Origin of the sequence: Neptuniibacter sp. QD72_48 (assembly GCF_047778065.1) — a bacterium.
Taxonomy (GTDB): domain Bacteria; phylum Pseudomonadota; class Gammaproteobacteria; order Pseudomonadales; family Balneatricaceae; genus Neptuniibacter.
This window is the reverse complement of the sequence record NZ_CP180547.1, coordinates 2,186,782-2,204,530: the sequence shown is the minus strand read 5'-3', so window position 1 is coordinate 2,204,530 and position 17,749 is coordinate 2,186,782. Positions and strand designations below refer to the sequence as shown.

15 protein-coding genes, 1 tRNA gene and 1 pseudogene are annotated in these 17,749 nt (G+C 44.7%); 10 read left to right on the top strand and 7 right to left on the bottom strand.

Annotation, left to right across the window (positions count from 1 at the left end):
* Positions 1 to 39: 39 nt before the first annotated feature.
* Positions 40 to 1,476, bottom strand: coding sequence for a M48 family metalloprotease (locus ACMXYX_RS09870; protein WP_415896379.1), 1,437 nt, complete (start codon positions 1,474 to 1,476; stop codon positions 40 to 42).
* A 98-nt stretch (positions 1,477 to 1,574) separates the two neighbouring features.
* On the opposite strand from ACMXYX_RS09870, the gene ACMXYX_RS09865 reads away from it, so the two are divergent.
* Together ACMXYX_RS09865 and ACMXYX_RS09860 are read left to right on the top strand one after the other, a co-directional pair.
* Positions 1,575 to 1,811, top strand: coding sequence for a sulfurtransferase TusA family protein (locus ACMXYX_RS09865; RefSeq protein ID WP_415884275.1), 237 nt, complete (start codon positions 1,575 to 1,577; stop codon positions 1,809 to 1,811).
* Between the two features lie 12 nt (positions 1,812 to 1,823).
* Positions 1,824 to 2,906 (top strand): AI-2E family transporter, encoded by a 1,083-nt coding sequence (locus ACMXYX_RS09860; protein WP_415891029.1) that lies wholly within the window; start codon positions 1,824 to 1,826, stop codon positions 2,904 to 2,906.
* Positions 2,907 to 2,937: 31 nt separating this feature from the next.
* On the opposite strand, the gene ACMXYX_RS09855 is transcribed toward ACMXYX_RS09860, so the two are convergent.
* The gene (locus tag ACMXYX_RS09855) at positions 2,938 to 3,405 is read right to left on the bottom strand and encodes a peroxiredoxin (RefSeq protein ID WP_415896378.1); all 468 of its coding nucleotides are present in this window, start codon (positions 3,403 to 3,405) and stop codon (positions 2,938 to 2,940) included.
* Between the two features lie 300 nt (positions 3,406 to 3,705).
* Here ACMXYX_RS09855 and dapA point away from each other — a divergent pair, with 300 nt between their 5' ends.
* The 3 genes and pseudogenes from dapA to ACMXYX_RS09840 all read left to right on the top strand — a co-directional run bounded on the left by dapA (position 3,706) and on the right by ACMXYX_RS09840 (position 7,013).
* Positions 3,706 to 4,581 (top strand): 4-hydroxy-tetrahydrodipicolinate synthase, encoded by an 876-nt coding sequence (gene dapA, locus ACMXYX_RS09850; RefSeq protein ID WP_415896377.1) that lies wholly within the window; start codon positions 3,706 to 3,708, stop codon positions 4,579 to 4,581.
* 12 nt (positions 4,582 to 4,593) lie between these two features.
* Complete coding sequence (gene bamC, locus ACMXYX_RS09845) at positions 4,594 to 5,979, top strand: outer membrane protein assembly factor BamC (RefSeq protein ID WP_415896376.1); 1,386 nt, start codon at positions 4,594 to 4,596, stop codon at positions 5,977 to 5,979.
* A gap of 86 nt (positions 5,980 to 6,065) precedes the next feature.
* Positions 6,066 to 7,013 (top strand): annotated as a pseudogene (locus tag ACMXYX_RS09840) (D-2-hydroxyacid dehydrogenase).
* Between the two features lie 12 nt (positions 7,014 to 7,025).
* On the opposite strand, the gene ACMXYX_RS09835 reads toward ACMXYX_RS09840, so the two are convergent.
* The 3 genes from ACMXYX_RS09835 to ACMXYX_RS09825 form a co-directional block, all read right to left on the bottom strand.
* A complete protein-coding gene (locus ACMXYX_RS09835) occupies positions 7,026 to 7,646 on the bottom strand; it encodes a pseudouridine synthase (RefSeq protein WP_415896374.1) in 621 nt (206 codons plus the stop codon).
* Positions 7,643 to 9,001, bottom strand: a complete 1,359-nt coding sequence (gene rlmD, locus ACMXYX_RS09830; protein WP_415896373.1) for a 23S rRNA (uracil(1939)-C(5))-methyltransferase RlmD — start codon at positions 8,999 to 9,001, stop codon at positions 7,643 to 7,645. Before rlmD ends, ACMXYX_RS09835 begins: the two co-directional genes overlap by 4 nt.
* Before the next feature lie 102 nt (positions 9,002 to 9,103).
* Positions 9,104 to 9,865 carry an adenosylcobinamide-GDP ribazoletransferase gene (locus tag ACMXYX_RS09825; protein WP_415896372.1) on the bottom strand — a complete coding sequence of 254 codons (762 nt, stop codon included), beginning with the start codon at positions 9,863 to 9,865 and terminating at the stop codon, positions 9,104 to 9,106.
* Positions 9,866 to 9,938: 73 nt separating this feature from the next.
* On the opposite strand from ACMXYX_RS09825, the gene ACMXYX_RS09820 reads away from it, so the two are divergent.
* The gene (locus ACMXYX_RS09820; RefSeq protein WP_415896371.1) at positions 9,939 to 10,928 is read left to right on the top strand and encodes a glycosyl transferase family protein; all 990 of its coding nucleotides are present in this window, start codon (positions 9,939 to 9,941) and stop codon (positions 10,926 to 10,928) included.
* Between the two features lie 17 nt (positions 10,929 to 10,945).
* Here the strand turns inward: ACMXYX_RS09820 and ACMXYX_RS09815 are convergent, their stop codons facing one another.
* Both ACMXYX_RS09815 and ACMXYX_RS09810 read right to left on the bottom strand, forming a co-directional pair.
* Positions 10,946 to 12,124, bottom strand: coding sequence for a cation:proton antiporter (locus ACMXYX_RS09815; RefSeq protein ID WP_415896370.1), 1,179 nt, complete (start codon positions 12,122 to 12,124; stop codon positions 10,946 to 10,948).
* A 78-nt stretch (positions 12,125 to 12,202) separates the two neighbouring features.
* Positions 12,203 to 13,531, bottom strand: a complete 1,329-nt coding sequence (locus tag ACMXYX_RS09810; RefSeq protein ID WP_415884286.1) for an MATE family efflux transporter — start codon at positions 13,529 to 13,531, stop codon at positions 12,203 to 12,205.
* A 243-nt stretch (positions 13,532 to 13,774) separates the two neighbouring features.
* Here ACMXYX_RS09810 and nfuA point away from each other — a divergent pair, with 243 nt between their 5' ends.
* The 4 genes from nfuA (at position 13,775) to ACMXYX_RS09790 (ending at position 17,627) form a co-directional block, all read left to right on the top strand.
* Positions 13,775 to 14,368, top strand: coding sequence for a Fe-S biogenesis protein NfuA (gene nfuA, locus ACMXYX_RS09805; protein ID WP_415884287.1), 594 nt, complete (start codon positions 13,775 to 13,777; stop codon positions 14,366 to 14,368).
* 234 nt (positions 14,369 to 14,602) lie between these two features.
* Positions 14,603 to 17,029 carry an endopeptidase La gene (gene lon, locus ACMXYX_RS09800; RefSeq protein WP_415905957.1) on the top strand — a complete coding sequence of 809 codons (2,427 nt, stop codon included), beginning with the start codon at positions 14,603 to 14,605 and terminating at the stop codon, positions 17,027 to 17,029.
* A 134-nt stretch (positions 17,030 to 17,163) separates the two neighbouring features.
* Complete coding sequence (locus ACMXYX_RS09795) at positions 17,164 to 17,439, top strand: HU family DNA-binding protein (RefSeq protein ID WP_007020114.1); 276 nt, start codon at positions 17,164 to 17,166, stop codon at positions 17,437 to 17,439.
* A 111-nt stretch (positions 17,440 to 17,550) separates the two neighbouring features.
* A tRNA-Asp gene (locus tag ACMXYX_RS09790) sits at positions 17,551 to 17,627 on the top strand.
* Positions 17,628 to 17,749: the final 122 nt, after the last annotated feature.

Sequence of the window (17,749 nt, the reverse complement as noted above, 5' to 3'; positions counted from 1 at the left end):
AGATTAAAAAGCGGGACTCATCAGTCCCGTTTTTCTTTTTTAATAATCCAACTTCAATGATTCCCTGATCTCTTTAGCATCTTCCTGTCTTTGCTCTAATCGCGCACGTTCTGTATTGCTAATGGTCGGTTCTCTTAGTGCATAATCTATCTGCCTTAAGGCTCTATCTACATTGGCGGTTAACAAGAAATATTCAATTCGGGCTTCGTGCACGCCGACTATATCACCAGCTAACCCGTAGGCTTCTGCCAGTAGGTACCATGCACGGCTGTCATTTGGGTCTTTTTCGACCAAGTCTTCATAAGCTTGTACCGCTAGGTGCGGCTGGTTTAGCTTTATTTGTGTATCGGCGTAAATAAAAGATACCGCTTGGCTGCCCGGGAATAGGTTTCTTAGATGTTGCAGTTGCCTCGCGGCCTCTGGGTAGTTCTCTTTACCGAGTTCAAGTTCTGCTTTGATTAAACGAGCGCTTAGGCGGCTTTTAAAGCTTTTACTAAAGCGGTTGATGTTCTTTTGTGCAAGCTCAAAGTCTTTAACCGCTATTGCAGTATGGGCAATAGCGTATCTTAGGCTGTCGTTGTCCTGCTGTTTTTGCGTGTTTAGGTATTTCTCTAATAGCTGTTTTTGATCTTTAGCGTATCCGGTGCGAATACGTGCACTAGCGATATTAAAGTGGATGCTGTTTTCTTTGGCGTTAATCACATTGATTGTTTCAGCACGGTTTAGTGCGTCAGATACACGTGACTGTGTGACTGGGTGAGTTAGCAAAAATTCAGGCGGTATACGGCTAAAGCGCGCTTGTTGCTGTAGCTGACTGAACATATCGGCCATGGATTTTGGATCGTAGCCTGCTTGCGTCAGGGTTTGCATGCCAATGTAATCGGCTTCACGTTCATTCTGGCGACTAAAAGAGAGGCGGGAGGAGGCGGAGGCTGCCATAGACGATTGCATGCCGACAACGCCGGCTTCAGGATCTGCTGCGGCTAATAAGATACTGCCTAATAAACTGGCTATAAAAAATGGCTTATTGCGGCGTTGTTCTTCTAGTTGTGAAGCAAAATGGCGTTGGCTTAAGTGAGCTAGCTCATGTGCGAGTACTGAGGCTAACTGCGCTTCATTTTGTGCTGTAAGGAGTAGACCGGTGTGAACACCGATAATGCCACCCGGTGCTGCAAACGCGTTAACGGTAGGATTATCTAGCACTAAAATTTCTAAGCGGCGATCCGTGAGTTGGCTATATGTGACTAGATTCCAAGTGAGTTCTTCGACGTATTGGCTGACAACGGCATCCTTATATAAGCGCGAGCTGCCGCGAAGCATGCGCACCCAAGCGCGACCCAAAAGGTACTCTTGTTGCTGAGAGATAATGCTGTAGCCACTGCCACCGATATCGGGTAGTTGGGTATCTGCTTTCAGGCTTAAAGGTGAAACACTTAACAAAATTGTTAAGAGGAAAGCAATAAGTCCATTGTGCATACTGGTATCCGAAAAAGCCCGTGCTAATACAAACAAGAATGGTATATAGTGCTGAACTTAATTGATAACGACAACAAAAATTACGTTAAGAAAAGTTAATGACTACACATTCGTTCGACGAGACATTAGACGCGTCTGGATTAAATTGTCCTTTGCCGCTCCTGAAAGCTAAACAAGCGCTAAATAAATTAGAAGCGGGAAAGGTGTTAAAAGTTATCGCTACTGATAGTGGTTCTATCAGAGATTTTAAAGCCTATACCGATCAATCTGACCATGAATTGTTGGAATCGTTCACTGATCAGGAACCTTATGTTTATTTGATTCGTCGAGGCTAAGCAGAGTTTCTTATGCGCAAGATATTTAGTAAATGGATAGAGCGCTACTTTTCTGACGAAGAGGCGTTGTTGCTCTTTGTTTTGTTAGGTGCTGCATTGCTGGTGATCCTTACCTTAGGTCAGGCTTTAGCGCCGGTTTTTGCGGGTATTATCCTAGCGTTTTTGATGCAGGGTGGGGTTAACCGCTTAAAGCAGTTAAATGTTCCACATCTGCTTTCGGTCATATTGGTCTTTTTAGCTTTTGTTGGTGGTTTGGCTGCGCTGTTCTTGATCGTTATGCCGCTGGCTTGGCGTCAGGCGGTAAATCTGTTTAATGAACTCCCCGGCATCTTGTCGGAAATACAAACTGTATTACTTCTGTTGCCGCAAAAATACCCAGAGTTTATATCGGAGGCTCGTATTCTAGAGCTGATCGACCTGGCTGCTGCTGAGCTATCGCAGATGGGGCAGTTGGTGGTGACCTTCTCTTTAAACTCGATTACTGGGGTGATGGCGCTACTGATCTATCTCGTATTGGTGCCTATACTAGTCTTCTTCTTCCTCAAAGATGGCGCAGTTATGACTAAGTGGTGGGTATCATTTTTGCCTGAGAAGCGCGATATGATGACCAGCGTTTGGACTGAAATGGATGATCAGATTGCCAACTATATTCGTGGTAAGGCTATTGAGATCATCGTAGTAGGTACTGTGACCTATATTACCTTTATCTTCTTGGGCATTAACTATGCTGCGCTACTGGGGATTTTGGTCGGATTATCTGTACTGATCCCATATATTGGTGCTGCACTGGTAACGATTCCAGTAGCGTTGATTGCTTTCTTCCAGTGGGGCTGGAGTAGTGAGTTTATGACCCTGATGGTGGCGTACGGCATCATCCAGGCGTTGGATGGTAACGCACTTGTTCCATTGTTGTTCTCTGAAGCGGTAAACCTGCATCCGGTTGCTATTATCGTAGCGGTGTTGGTCTTTGGTGGGCTTTGGGGATTCTGGGGGTTGTTCTTTGCGATTCCGCTAGCGACTTTGATCAAAGCTATTTTGAGTTCTTGGCCAAAGGCGAAGCAACATCCTGTAGAATTAGAAGAAAGCGGTGTTTAAACACCGCTTTTTTTGTGTCTGTTATTCTGATTTATAGTGCTTGAGCCGCAGCGAGTACTTCATCGACATGGCCTTTAACTTTTACAGTGCGCCACTCCTGTTGTAATACGCCTTCAGCATCAATCAAGAACGTAGAGCGGTCGATGCCCATGTACTCGCGACCGTAGTTCTTTTTCAGCTTGATTACGTCAAATAGTTTGCACAGTTCTTCATCTGGGTCGCTGATCAGCTCGAATGGAAACTCTTGTTTTGCTTTGAAGTTTTCATGAGCGCGCATGCCGTCACGAGAAACACCGAAAATCACGGTGTTTGCTGCTTCAAACTGATCGATAGCGTCGCGGAAGTTTTGACCTTCGGTTGTGCAGCCAGGGGTGCTGTCTTTAGGGTAAAAATAGATAACAATGTTTTTGCCCTTCAGTGCATCTAGTTCAACAGTCTGCTCGCTAGTGGCTTGAGCGGTAAAAGATGGGACTTTTTGATCAATAGCAACGTTGCTCATAGTAAATCCTTAGTGATGATGGCTACTCAACAAAGTATAAAATCGTATAGAATACGTCTCTTAATACGATACCAGATATGGTTTAGATTATAAGTGATCTATTTCACGAGTAATTGGCAATCTTTTGTGAGTGAAAGTAGAAATATCCCTTCTTAGCCCTCTATTTGGATCGACCTTAGGAAAAATTGAATCTTTTCAGCCGCCTAGGGTCGATTAGTCAAGTTTTAAGGTTGTAATACGCACTAGGGCAGAGTAGTTTTGTCCTTTGCAAAACCTGATATAAATCTCATGGAGAAAAAAATGATTACTGGCAGCATTGTTGCTCTTGTTACCCCTATGCTTTCTAACGGAGACGTCGATTGGGATTCCCTTGACAAACTGGTAGATTGGCATCTGGATAAGGGCACTGATTCCATCGTCGCTGTGGGCACTACTGGTGAGTCCGCTACACTAAACTGCGATGAGCATTGCCAAGTGATTAAACGTGTAGTTGAACGTGTTGCAGGCCGCATCCCAGTGATTGCAGGCACAGGTGCAAACTCAACTTCCGAAGCAATCGAGCTAACTGCTGAAGCTAAAAACGCGGGTGCAGATGCGTGTTTGCTTGTGACTCCTTACTACAACAAACCGACTCAAGAAGGTTTGTACCAGCATTACAAAGCTATTGCTGAAGCGGTAGATATCCCACAGATCCTTTACAACGTACCAGGCCGTACTGCTTGCGATATGCAGACTGAAACTGTGCTGCGTCTTGCTGAGATCAGCAACATTGTTGGTGTTAAAGAAGCAACAGGTGACGTGCCTCGCGGTATCGATTTAATCTCTAAAGCACCGGCTGATTTTGCTGTTTATTCTGGTGATGATGCTACTGCGGTAGAGCTAATGCTCGAGGGTGGTAAAGGTAACATCTCTGTGACTGCAAACGTTGCACCTGCTGAGATGGCTGAAATGTGTGCTTTGGCGATGTCTGGTAAAGCAGAAGAAGCGCGTACGCTAAATAACAGCCTAATGCCACTTCACGAGAAGCTGTTTGTTGAAGCTAACCCAATTCCGGTTAAATGGGCGCTAGCTGAAATGGGCTACATGGGACTTGGGATTCGTTTGCCACTAACTGTATTGGCAGATGAGTGTCACGACACTGTTCGTGAAGCGATGCGTAGCACTAACATTATCTAAACGGCTATATTCATGAAGAAAATTGTATCTGTAACAGTGGTTACTGGAGCGCTGCTTTCTGGCTGCAGTATGTTGGATGATAACCCGATCTACGGTGACAATGGCATAGTCCGTGACCGTAGTCAGGATTACGAATTGGCGCAAACGAGCCAGCGTCTAGAGTTGCCTGCTCACCTCAAGGCAAAGCAGACAGCAGATACATTGACTATTCCTGAAATTAGTAATGTTGCTACGGCTCGTACGGGGGACTTTATAGTTCCTCGCCCTGAATTTTTCTACGCAGAAGCGGGCAGTGAATCTGTTAACCTGAAACGTGAAAACGGTCAAAAGCTAATCATTGTTGATGAAGGAATCACCAGTGTTTGGGTTAAGTTACAAGAATTCTGGCAATTTAATGGTATTGATATAGCGAAGTCAGATCCACGTCAGGGTCGTATGGAAACACAATGGATCCATCACGATGCTAAAGAGTTTGGTTTGGTTGATACTTGGGTTAAGCGTTTAACCTTCCAGGATATACCTGGCGATACTAAAGATAAGTTACGTGTTAGTTTGAAGCCAGTTGCTGGTGATCCGTCTAGAACCACTATTGGCATGGAGCACGTTCGTTTTGCTGCCGATGAAGAGGTATCCAGTATTGATTGGGCGACTCAAGCTAAGGGTGTAACTTTTAAATCAGATATGATGTTTGAGATGCTGCGTTACCTGGGTAAAGCTTCAGGTCAGCGTAATGCCCAAACACTTATTGCATTCAATGAAAAACGTCGTGTTGGAACGCAGCTAGGTCGTGATTCCCGTGGTAATCCAGTTCTGAAGATGAACACCGATTCAGGTACTGCATGGAGTGAAATTAGTAGTGCTTTAGATAAGGCGGATATGGATGTAGGTACTCGTGATTCAGATACGGGGTACTTTTATATGACCTATACGACTTCTACTCCATTTGAAAATATCGAAGAACAAGGTTTCTTCGAATGGTTACACTCTGATCGTGAAGAGATTAAGTTAGATACTAGCTCAATTTCTGCTGCGTTAGGTTTTGATGGAGAAGAAGAGGGCGGCATTAGCTATACAACGGGTAAAACCGCAGCATACCTTCAAGGTGTCAAAGAGGGTGAAGCCAAAGACACCTTGGTGGACCCAGAAGATGAAGGCAACAAAAAAGGTTATAAAATCTGGTTTGCTGGTAAGCCGATCTACGTCTTCGGCGGTGAAGAGTCAGGTATCTTCAATGAGTCTACAGGAAAATTTGAACATACAGGTCAGTATCAGTTAAAACTAATTCGTACTCGTTCAGGTGTCTTCCTGAGCGTATTAACTTCGGAAGGTCTATCGGCTCCTGCTATTGTTGCGGAAGAGATTCTTTGGGAAATTAAAGAGAATTTACCTAAAGCATAAAAGATGATGTTGTGAGCAATATTGTCATTATAAAAAGGGCCACGAGGCCCTTTTTTTGTGGTTATTTATATCAATAGGAGAGATTCATGCGTGCTGTAATTTTGGATTTAAAAGGGTTGGAGGCGATAGATCTTTCTCCTATTAAAGAGCATGTTTCAGAATTACTTTGCTACGAATTGACTCGGCCTGATCAAGTGTTAGAGCGAGTTAAAGATGCAGATGTTCTGATAACTAATAAAACTGCGATTACGGCTGAAGTAATGGATGCCGCTGGGCAGCTTGAATATATTTGTGTGCTTGCAACCGGTACCAACGTCGTTGATAAAGCCGAAGCTGCTGAGCGAGGTATTCCAGTGTCTAATTGTGTTGCCTATGGTGTTAGTTCCGTTGTTCAGCATGTATGGTCAATGATTTTAGCTTTGCACACTAATTTAGTTTCTTACGCTAATGATGTGCAAAAAGGTCAATGGCAGCGTTCGGATCAATTCTGTTTTCTGGATTACCCGATTGTGGAACTTGAAGGGAAGACGCTAGGTATCATTGGTTATGGCAATTTAGGTCAGGGGGTGGCGAGCGTGGCGTCTGCTTTTGGAATGAAAGTGATTGTGGCGCAAAGTTTGAGCGGTAATGTGCAAGATCCAGCTAGAGTAAGCCTAGATGAGTTGATTGCGACATCTGATGTAATTAGCATTCATTGCCCATTAACAGATGATACGGAAAACTTATTTGATCATTCTGTCTTCAAGCAGATGAAAAACACGGCGTTTTTAGTTAATGCTGCTCGTGGCGGAATTGTAAATGAACAAGACCTTGTGGATGCGTTAAAGTCTGCTTAGATCGCGGGGGCGGCAACTGATGTGCTCACCGTCGAGCCACCAAAAGATGGAAATCCTCTGTTAGATCCTTCTATTCCAAACTTACTGGTGACGCCGCATATCGCTTGGGGAACCCTAGAAGCTCGTACCCGCATTATTCAGCAAACAGCAGACAATATTCAGGCGTTCTTACGTGGTGAACACGCTAATCCAGTTTAATTCTTGAGATGCTTAGAATGGGCAGGGTGCGAAAAATTCGACCTGCTCATCAGTATCTGGGTGTGGAAAGGCTAAGTACTCGGCATGAAGAAGTAGTCGCTCTGAAGCGGCTATGCCTTCTTCGGTTGCGTAGAAGCGATCGCCAACGATTGGATGACCCATGGCTTGCATATGTACCCTAAGTTGGTGCGAGCGGCCAGTGATTGGTTTTAGTGCGACTCTTGTACCAAGCGACTCTTTCGAAAGTTGTTCCCACTGAGTATGAGCGCTTTTGCCCTGCTCAAAATCTACAATCTGCAATGGACGATTTTCCCAATCGCATCGAAGAGGTAGCTTTACTTCACCCGCTGTTTCGCTTGGCTCTCCACAGATAATCGCTTGGTAGCGTTTACTGGTCAGTCTCTCTTGAAAACTGCGACTGAGGTGACGTTGTGCTTCAAGGGTTAGGGCTAATACCATCAAGCCAGATGTGGCGTAATCCAAACGGTGAACGACCCGTGCTGTGGGGAATTGTTCTTGTACTCTGCGCCATAAGCAATCTTGTTTATCTTCCCCTCGACCGGGAACAGATAGCATGTCATAAGGTTTATTAGCTATGACGAGTGAGTCATCGCTATAAATGATTTCAATCACGCGGTTTTCCGTTCGAATAAGACCATGGATTCAACATGGGACGTGTGAGGGAACATATCCATGACACAGAAGCGGCTTGCTACATAGCCTTGCTCAATCAATTCGGCTCCATCTCTCGATAGGGCGGCTGGGTTGCAAGATACATAAAGAATCATCTCTGGCTGGTGATTCTTAAGCTGCTTAATTATCTCTAAGGCGCCCGTTCTTGGAGGGTCTAGTAGGATTTTATTAAAGCCTTGTTTGTACCATGGCATAGCTCGTAGATCTTTGCTTAGATCAGCTCGATAAAATTCACAGTTGTCTAGATCATTATTAGCTGCATTTGTATTAGCGCGGGCAACCATATCTTCAACACCTTCAATGCCAACAACATGCGCTGCTGTTTTCGCTAACGGGAGACTGAAGTTACCTATGCCACAAAAGAGATCTAATACTCTATCGTTAGCTTCTAAGTTAAGCCAAGAGATCGCTCGATCAATCATCTGTTGGTTAACTTGGTTGTTTACCTGAATAAAGTCGCCCGGCTCAAATTCGATGTTTGTGGCGGTTGGCTGATGTTCATAGCTTAAAACCGCCTTGTCAGAATGGGGTTCTATCTTATCGCCGTGATCAAAATAGAGTTTAAAGTTCTGTTGTTCAGCTAAATCGCTTAGCGCTTGGCAAAGCGCTTCACTCGGGCGTTTTTTTACGCGAAGCGTTAATGCGCCTTGGTTGTCTCCCAGAGTTAATTCGCCGTGTGTTATCTCTTTGAACTGTTCTTCTGCTTCCAGTGCTTTTGGTAGCGCCGACAAGATCTTATCTAGAGGTTCCGCGAGGACGGGGCAATGATTTATTTGGGTCAGCTTGCTGCTGCCACGGCGTCTAAAGCCAACCAGTGCACTGCCATCTCGCATCATCTGGTTGATGCCTATTCGGCAGCTACGGCGATAGTTCCATTCTGCACTTGTAATGGGTGCTTCAACTTTTTCAGGCGCAAATTTACCTAAACGACTGAGTTGATCTAAAACCAATGTTTGTTTGGTTGGGATTTGGTGTTCGTGAGCAAGGTGTTGTAGATCGCAACCACCGCAAGTACCGAAATGCTCGCACTTTGGCGACGTGCGTTGCGAGGATTCAGTTAGCACTTGAGTGCAGTTAGCTTCATCGTAGCGGCGATGTTTGCTGGTAATCTCGTATTTAACTTCTTCATTTGGAAGCGCGCCAGCTACAAATATAGTTTTACCATCATGTTTGGTGATACCTCGGCCTTCATGGCTTAGTCCTTCAATTTTCAGAGTATCTGGATAAGGCGTGGCTGCCTTAGGCTTCTTTTTCTGAGGAATTGGTTTGGCAAAAAGGCTTTGTTTACGTTTCATGATGAGTACCGGCTTAAGAAGGCGGCGATTCTATCAGAAAGCGACCTGCACGTCCTATGACTTGTAGGAAAGTGATCTGTCACATGTGTTGATCGATATTAGTCAGATAAGAAAGATCGGTATACACAGCCAGAGATAGATCAATAATTCATTGACTTGCTGACAGCAGCCTAAGCAATCACCATTATAGCCGTCGATCCAATGTTTGAAGAAATGGATCATACAAGCGGTAGCGATAAGGGTTGGGGCTAAAACGCTAAGATAGCTGAGTGGTAAAAAGATAAAACATGCCGCAACTGGCAGGGCAGCAATAAGCAGATCCATTTTACTCAAGGGGCTTAGCATCTGTTTGGATTTGCTAGTCTCTTCATCACTAACGTATTTTTCACGATAGATGATGATGAGCGGGAATAAGCGACTGAGACAGTGGCCTAACACAATGAGGGCAATGGTATGCTGGACTTCTAGTAGGGCGTTGAATTTAAGTAATAAGACAACGATCAAGCCAATCACACCGTAGCTGCCCACTCTGGAGTCTTTCATGATGCGAAGGATCTGTTCTTTATCCCAGCCTCCGCCAAACCCGTCACAACAATCCGCTAAGCCATCTTCATGGAGTGCTCCTGTCATCCAAATACTGGATAACATCGATAGAATTACAGCTATGCTATCTGTGAAGATAAAACTAGAAAGCCAATAGATCAGAGCGGCGTAAAATCCAATTAGAAGGCCTACCCATGGCAAGTACTTAGTCGATTTTGCTTGTGTTTCTTTTGTGTAATGCACCCAGGATGGCGAAGTGAATCGGGTAAAATAGGTTAGGGCATTAAAAAAAAGATGTAGCTGCTCGGGGTAAGATTTCATTAAACTTGGGGCCTGTGAAAAAGAGTCCATACTTTAGTAATTCCTTTAACTAAGGACAAGGTTTAAACGACTGATGATCGAAGAACACAAGTTTGCTCCCTTTGTTCGTATTTTGGGCAAAGGCAAAAATGGTACTAGATCGCTTAGCCGCGAAGAGGCTGAAGCTGCAATGGCCATGATCTTGGATGGAGAGGTAACGCCTGAACAGCTCGGAGCCTTTTTGATGTTGTTGCGAGTAAAGGAGGAGGCGCCAGAGGAGCTTGCGGGGTTTGCCGATGCTGTGCGCAGTCGTTATTCGGTTGGTCGTGAAATGCAAGTCGATCTTGATTGGTCGACTTATGCAGGTAAAAAGAGACGTCACACTTGGTATCTGCTGGTTGCTTTATGTCTAGCAAGCCATGGCTATCGTGTTTTTATGCATGGTTCAAAAGGTCACACGCCGGGGCGTATCTATGTAGAAGATATGCTGAGTTTGTTTAACTTAAATCCCTGCCAGGATTGGTCTGAGACCGAGGCTGAGTTAGACCGAGTTAACTTTGCGTATATGTCTGTGGATCAGTTTTGCCCTCCGCTCGGGAAAATTATTCAACTGCGCCCAATTCTTGGACTGCGTTCTCCGGTTCATACCTTATGTCGCATGCTCAATCCTGCTGATGCGCCAGCAAGTATCGATGGCGTTTTTCATCCCGCTTACGGCCCTATGCATCAAAAAACTGCCCAGCTCTTAGGTGTTAAACGCAACGTCACTATGCGTGGTGATGGTGGTGAGGCCGAGATTAGACCGGATACAGAGTGTTTGCTGCAGTGGTCAGACAGCGGTGAGTTAACGGAATACGACTGGCCTCGTATCGTTGAAAAACGCTTTATCAAAGAGGATGAGCTTCCTGCGCAAACCTTATTAGATGTTTGGAAAGGCGCAGGTGAGCATGAATACGGCCATAAGGCGATCATCTCATCTATGGCTGTAGTTTTGAGGTTGTTAGGCGAGTCAGCGGAAATGCCTGAACTATTAGATAAAGCTGAGCAGCTGTGGCAGAGCCGTAATATCTCTCAATTTGCTTGAACGAGTAGCTTCGCCGGTTAATCTCGGCGAAGCTTATCTGAAACTGCGATCGGTGATGGGAAGTTGAAGATCACCACATAACTGGATAACAAGAAGGTTAAGATCGCAGTTGCCTGAATAACATGAGAGGCTTCTTCGCCAATCATCATACTTCCCGCCGCGATATAAGCTATCAACAGTGAAAACTCACTTATCTGGCCCAAGCGAAAACCCACTTCCCAGCCAAGTTGCTTCGATTCACTAATACGGCTTAGTAAAAAGCGGAAAACTACTGGCTTAATCGCAAGGACCAAAATTGCCAGAATAATTGCTGGAATCGCAATCGTGCTAACTAAGGTAAGATTAAAGCTTGCTCCAATTGAGAAGAAGAATAGGATCAAGAAAAAGTCACGTAGTGGCTTTAGGCTTGTAGCGATGTATTGAGCAATTGGGCTGGTGGCTATGGAGACGCCAGCAACAAATGCACCAATCTCTGCAGATAGGCCTGCCAAATGTGCCATTTCTGCTAGGCCAAGACACCAGCCGATCGCAAGTAGAAAAATGTATTCATGAAAGCGATCAAATTTCTGGATCAGTTTTAGCAGCACGTATTTTACAAAGACAAATGCGCCAATGATCAAGAGAGGTAATGCGGCGAGCGTTGTGGCGAATTGAGCCATAGTATCGCTACTTGTACCGCCGTTTGTGCCACTGTAAAGAAACAGTAAGACCATAATTGCGATAACGTCTTGTAGCAGCAGAAGGCCTACGACGAGTTCACCAGTATGGCGGTGGTGAAGTACTGTTGTAGGTAATAGCTTGATGCCTATGATCGTACTCGAAAACATCACAGCGGCGCCGATGATTAGGTTTTCTGTTTGGGTGTAACCGAAGGCGTATCCCACGCTGTAGCCTAGGGCAAAGAAGATCAATGAGCTTCCTATGGCGACCAAGGTGGCTTTACGTAACATCTGCAATAGATGTGAGGGCTGCATGTCTAGGCCAAGAAGAAATAGCAGGAAGATGATACCGACGTGGGATATATCAGATAGCAGTTTAGTATCAGTCACCATGCTCATGCCGTATGGACCTAAAATGGCTCCCAAAACGATATAGGCCACGAGTAAAGGCTGACGGGTGTAGAGCGCCAAAGACGCAACAATGGCAGCACCCGTAAAAATTAAGAAGAACGAAAAAACCAGTGACTGATCAGTCATTTACATATCCCTAAATGTGGTTTTTAAACTATAGCAAGATGAAACAGCGCGGTTCAAACAATCAAGCTGCTTGGGGGGTTAAATTTTGACTTTTTGCCAATGCTGTTGAGACCAGATGCGGATAAAGATTGCTGACGAAAGCAATCGATGAACAATCTGTACAATCCAGATGCCTAACAATCCGAAGCCTAAAATAGGTCCAAATAGCCAAGCTAGCGGTAAAAAGAAGCACCACTGGCCAAATGTAGATATAAGTAAAACTGAGCGATTGGCACCAACGCCGAGTAGCGCTTGGGTTAATACAATTGCAGCAGCATCTAAACAGATTGCTAGCGCAGTTAGTTGTAAGGGCAGTACAGCGATATCGATCAGTTGCTCTGATTGTAAAAACGCAGAAAGAACTGCTTCAGGAAAGATTGCAAGTGGAATGCTTAGTAGGCTGATGCAAACCAGCGCCGTGACAATCACATCCCATCCCCAGCGAGCTGCTTCTTGATAGTTATCTTCACCAATTGAATGGCTCACAAGCGAAGTGCATGCAACGCCAAAACCTACCGCAGGAAGGATCAAGAAAAGAGAGAGGTTAATCAGTACATGTGCGATTGCTTGTTCGCTGGTGCCCAGCTGACCAATGATCCAGATAAGAATGCAAATAGCCAAAGCCAAAAAGAACTGTTGTATTGAATGAGGGATTGCGAGCTTGATCACTCTATAAATTGAGGATGCTTGCTGAGTGCTGAATTTAAATAACCCGTTAGTTTTGGCGTCCTTGTAGACCATTACAGCGTTTAATAGAGCGCCTATATACAATGCTATAGCGGTGCCTAAACCTGCTCCTGGTGCGCCAAGTCTTGGTAAGCCCAGTTCACCAAAGATTAAACAGTAACTAATAATCACGTTCAGTAGATGAGTGGCTATCAGAACTTTAAAGTAGGTCGCAGGCCGCTTGGTGCCGTTCCACCAACCACGGAAAGAGAGGTTGAGCCCAATAGCAAGCATGGCTGCAGTTCTGTAATCAAAATAGGCTTCAGAGATATCTTGTACCGCTGAATCCTCAGTCATCAGTGAGACTATGGAGCCTGAGTAATAGATCAATACACAACTGACAGGTAGTGCAAAAATAAGTGAGATCATTAGCCCCCAGTGAACTGGGGAGGCGGCATGATCGTTCTGACCTTCGCCTTGATGGCGGGCCACTAGGGTCTGTACTCCAGAAGACAAGCCAAGAATAAGGCTGATTGCCACGAAATTGGCATAACCTCCTATGCCTACGCCGGCGAGAGATGCTTCACCGAGCTGACCGACAAGTACGGCATCTACAAGGTTTAGTAGGCTTTGGGAAAGCATTCCTGCGATAATCGGCAGCCCTAAACCTATTATTATTTTTTGTCGGTTGAAGAATGTCATAGGGGTCAAAATAGGAAAAAAGCAATTCTATCAGATTCTCTTTGAAATAAGCGCTTTCTATTTGTGCAAATAAAAGGATCTGTATATCAATGCCTAAAGGATAAGACGGTTTTGGTAGCAGAATTAAACAAGGATACGATAGAATTCCCCACCTATTGATTAATAGTTGATCAATTTACTCGGGTTTACTTTGAGTGTATCCTAGAGCTTAAGAATTGATTGGTTCAACATACAGGACACCGTATGAATATCACCGTCACAGAAACGGCAGAAGAATACTTAAAAGAGCTACTTTCTAAACAGGATGTTGAGGGTATGGCTGTGCGCATGTTCGTTACACAGCCAGGAACATCTTATGCAGAAACTTGCCTAGCTTATTGTCGTCCAGATGAAGTTATCGAAGATGATGAAATTCTGGAGCTTACACAGCTGCGATTCTACATTGAAAAGAACAGTGTTCCTTATCTTGATGAAGCGCATGTGGACTTCGCGAAAGATCGTATGGGGGGTCAGTTAACGATCAAGGCGCCGAATGCCAAAGTGCCTAAGGTTTCACCTGATAGCCCGATATCAGAGCAGATTAACTACATTCTCTATTCAGAAATTAATCCAGGTTTGGCTTCCCATGGTGGTGAAGTAAAACTGATGGAAGTGGTTGAGGAAGAGGAAGGACATATTGCTGTACTTCAATTTGGCGGTGGTTGCCAGGGTTGTAGTGCAGTTGATATGACATTGAAAGATGGCGTAGAAGCGACATTGGTAGAGCGTATAGCAACGTTGGTTGGTGTGCGTGACATAACAGACCACAGTGTTACTGATAAAGCCTATTACAAGTAAGTGTTACAAACTGTGAAAAAAGGGGATTAAATTCCCCTTTTTTGATTGTCTCCATAAAGGGATACTGCTATAAGATTTAGTATCCCGGTTCTCTTACCTCGATATATTCCCAACGCGTTGTTTTTTGTATCTAATTGGTTGCATTTGAAATTTTGACCCCCATGTAACCCTAAGACACGCTTTTTTAGAATTTCTCCGCAATACATCGCGGACTGGTTGATGAGGCTTTTGCTCATGACACAACATGACGACATTCAGGAACAACTAATCGAATTGCCGGTGCTCCCGTTAAGGGATGTAGTGGTATATCCGCATATGGTTATCCCATTATTCGTGGGAAGGGAAAAATCAATCGAAGCCCTAGAAGCTGCAATGTCTGGGGAAAAAGAAATTCTTCTTGTTGCACAAAAAAACGCATCAGATGATGAGCCGTTAGCTGAAGACCTATTTGAAGTGGGTACCGTTGCTAGCGTATTACAAATGCTTAAATTGCCTGACGGAACTGTAAAGGTGCTGGTGGAAGGTGATTACCGCGCAACCATTCACGCATTGAGTGAAGACGAAGGCTTCTTTACTGCTCAAGCAAATATGCTTGCAATTGAAGAGCTGACGGAAGCTGAAAGCGAGCTATACAAGCGTACAGTTTTAGAGCAATTTGAACGATTCGTTCAAGTAAATAAGAAAATTCCATCTGAAGTGCTTTCTTCTCTCCAGAATATCGACGATGTAGGGCGTTTGGCAGATACCATTGCAGCCCACATGTCGCTTAAGTTAGAAGAGAAGCAGCAGATTTTAGAGATGCTTAGCAATAAAGAGCGCCTAGAGCATCTAATGGCGTTGATGGAATCTGAAATTGACCTGGTTGAAGTGGAAAAGCGTATCCGCGGACGGGTTAAAAAGCAGATGGAGAAAAGTCAACGCGAGTACTATCTGAATGAACAGATGAAAGCTATCCAAAAAGAGTTAGGTGATCTGGATGAGTCCGGTACTAACGATATGGATGAGCTGAAAAATCGAATTGCTGAAGCAAAAATGCCACAAGAAGCTTTCGATAAAACCATGAGTGAATACAACAAGTTGAAGATGATGTCGCCAATGTCGGCTGAAGCAACAGTTGTTCGTGGTTACATCGATTGGATGATCCAGATTCCTTGGGCTAAGCGCTCTAAAGTTCGCCATGATATGAAGCGAGCAGAGAAGGTACTTAATCAAGATCACTTCGGTCTTGAAGAAGTTAAAGACCGAATTTTGGAATACTTGGCGGTTCAGAAACGAGTTAAGAAACTTAAAGGCCCGATCCTTTGTTTGGTTGGTCCTCCAGGTGTAGGTAAAACATCTCTAGGCCGTTCAATCGCTCGTGCTACGAATCGTGAATACGTGCGTATGGCGCTAGGCGGCGTGCGTGATGAAGCAGAGATTCGTGGTCACCGCCGTACATACATCGGCTCTATGCCAGGTAAGCTGTTGCAGAAGATGTCGAAAGTAGGTGTGAAAAACCCGCTGTTTTTGTTGGATGAGATCGACAAAATGGGTATGGATCAGCGTGGAGATCCAGCATCGGCTCTTCTTGAAGTACTAGATCCAGAACAAAACAACAGTTTTAACGATCACTACCTAGAGGTGGATTACGATCTGTCTGATGTAATGTTTGTATGTACTTCCAACTCTATGAATATTCCGGGTCCTTTGTTGGATCGTATGGAGATCATTCGCATCCCGGGTTACACCGAAGATGAGAAGTTGAATATTGCTCGAAATTACCTTGTTGAGAAGCAGTTTAAGAATAATGGCTTGAAAAAAGGTGAAGTGGAGATAAAGGATAGTGCCATTACTGGTTTGATCCGTTACTATACCCGCGAAGCTGGTGTGCGTGGCCTTGAGCGAGAGATCGCTAAGCTTTGTCGTAAGGTAGTTAAAGAGCTTGCCTTGGCTGATAAGAAAGATCTGCCAGTGGTTATTGAAGAAGCTGAGTTGGAGCACTACAGTGGTGTTCGTAAACATAACTTCGGTATCGCTGAAGAGCAAGATCAGGTTGGCCTAGTCACAGGTCTAGCTTGGACCCAAGTGGGTGGCGATATCCTTAGCATCGAAACGGCAGTGGTACCAGGTAAAGGTCGTCAGGTGACTACAGGTAGCTTAGGGGATGTGATGAAAGAGTCCATCCAAGCTGCGCTGACTGTTGTAAGAAACCGTGCTGAAGCCCTAGGTATTGCGTCTGACTTCCATGAGAAACAAGACGTTCATATTCACGTTCCAGAAGGGGCTACACCAAAAGATGGCCCAAGTGCCGGTATTGGAATGTGTACGGCTTTAGTATCGGTTTTAACCAATATTCCGGTTAAGGCTGACGTAGCAATGACAGGTGAAATCACCCTAAGAGGGCAGGTTTTACCTATTGGCGGATTGAAAGAAAAACTGCTCGCAGCACACCGCGGGGGAATTAAAACGGTCATTATTCCAAAGGAAAATGAGCGCGATTTAAAGGAAATTCCCGACAATATCAAAGCAGATATCGATATTAAGGCGGTTAAATGGATTGATGAGGTGCTGGACATCGCACTAAAGTATCAACCAAAACCTGTAGAGAAAAGCGAGAAAGAAGTGGTAGCGGCAAAGGAAAAGGCTACAAAAGCTGAGCCGGAGCAAATAAAGCCACATTAGTATTCATCAGGGGTAGAAAGGTGTTCTAGGTGTCTTGACACTCCTTTCTGCACCTTGGTATAAATGCCTGACCATCTTGCTGGGCATGGATAACGGAACAATTAAAAATAACGATCTATTTAAAGGGGAACAACGTGAATAAGTCTGAACTGATCGACGCTATCGCAGCTTCAGCCGACATTCCTAAAGCAGCTGCGGGTCGCGCGCTGGATGCTACACTGGAAGCGGTTACTGGTGCACTTCAAAACGGTGATTCTGTTGCACTTGTAGGTTTCGGTACATTTTCTGTGAAAGAGCGTGCTGCTCGTACGGGCCGTAACCCACAGACAGGCAAGCCAATTGAAATTGCTGCCGCTACACTGCCAACTTTCAAGCCTGGTAAGGCTCTGAAAGACGCAGTAAACAAGTAAGATCTGATCGCGTCACGATCTTACTTAGGGGAGGTAGCTCATTAGTTTAGTGAGTTACCCAGCCTGAAGCACTGATAAAGTACTTTAGGTGCGGGTTAAAGACCCGCGAAAGGAGCGGTAGTTCAGTTGGTTAGAATACCTGCCTGTCACGCAGGGGGTCGCGGGTTCGAGTCCCGTCCGTTCCGCCAACTTTGTTTAACAGACGATCTCTGTTCTACATAGAATGACGAGCTAAATCATATTAGTGAGTCAGGTACAAAATTCTTGAAAGGCGCATTTGTAAGAATGCGCCTTTTTTATGTGTTAAAGA

Excerpts from the sequence above, each read along its gene's own strand:
- ACMXYX_RS09860 (WP_415891029.1), top strand. The coding sequence starts at position 1,824 with ATGCGCAAGATATTTAGTAAATGGATAGAGCGCTACTTTTCTGACGAA.
- nfuA (WP_415884287.1), top strand. The coding sequence starts at position 13,775 with ATGAATATCACCGTCACAGAAACGGCAGAAGAATACTTAAAAGAGCTA.
- ACMXYX_RS09825 (WP_415896372.1), bottom strand. The coding sequence starts at position 9,865 with ATGAAATCTTACCCCGAGCAGCTACATCTTTTTTTTAATGCCCTAACC.
- ACMXYX_RS09815 (WP_415896370.1), bottom strand. The coding sequence starts at position 12,124 with ATGACTGATCAGTCACTGGTTTTTTCGTTCTTCTTAATTTTTACGGGT.
- ACMXYX_RS09810 (WP_415884286.1), bottom strand. The coding sequence starts at position 13,531 with ATGACATTCTTCAACCGACAAAAAATAATAATAGGTTTAGGGCTGCCG.
- ACMXYX_RS09855 (WP_415896378.1), bottom strand. The coding sequence starts at position 3,405 with ATGAGCAACGTTGCTATTGATCAAAAAGTCCCATCTTTTACCGCTCAA.
- ACMXYX_RS09865 (WP_415884275.1), top strand. The coding sequence starts at position 1,575 with ATGACTACACATTCGTTCGACGAGACATTAGACGCGTCTGGATTAAAT.
- bamC (WP_415896376.1), top strand. The coding sequence starts at position 4,594 with ATGAAGAAAATTGTATCTGTAACAGTGGTTACTGGAGCGCTGCTTTCT.
- ACMXYX_RS09820 (WP_415896371.1), top strand. The coding sequence starts at position 9,939 with ATGATCGAAGAACACAAGTTTGCTCCCTTTGTTCGTATTTTGGGCAAA.
- ACMXYX_RS09870 (WP_415896379.1), bottom strand. The coding sequence starts at position 1,476 with ATGCACAATGGACTTATTGCTTTCCTCTTAACAATTTTGTTAAGTGTT.
- rlmD (WP_415896373.1), bottom strand. The coding sequence starts at position 9,001 with ATGAAACGTAAACAAAGCCTTTTTGCCAAACCAATTCCTCAGAAAAAG.
- lon (WP_415905957.1), top strand. The coding sequence starts at position 14,603 with ATGACACAACATGACGACATTCAGGAACAACTAATCGAATTGCCGGTG.
- dapA (WP_415896377.1), top strand. The coding sequence starts at position 3,706 with ATGATTACTGGCAGCATTGTTGCTCTTGTTACCCCTATGCTTTCTAAC.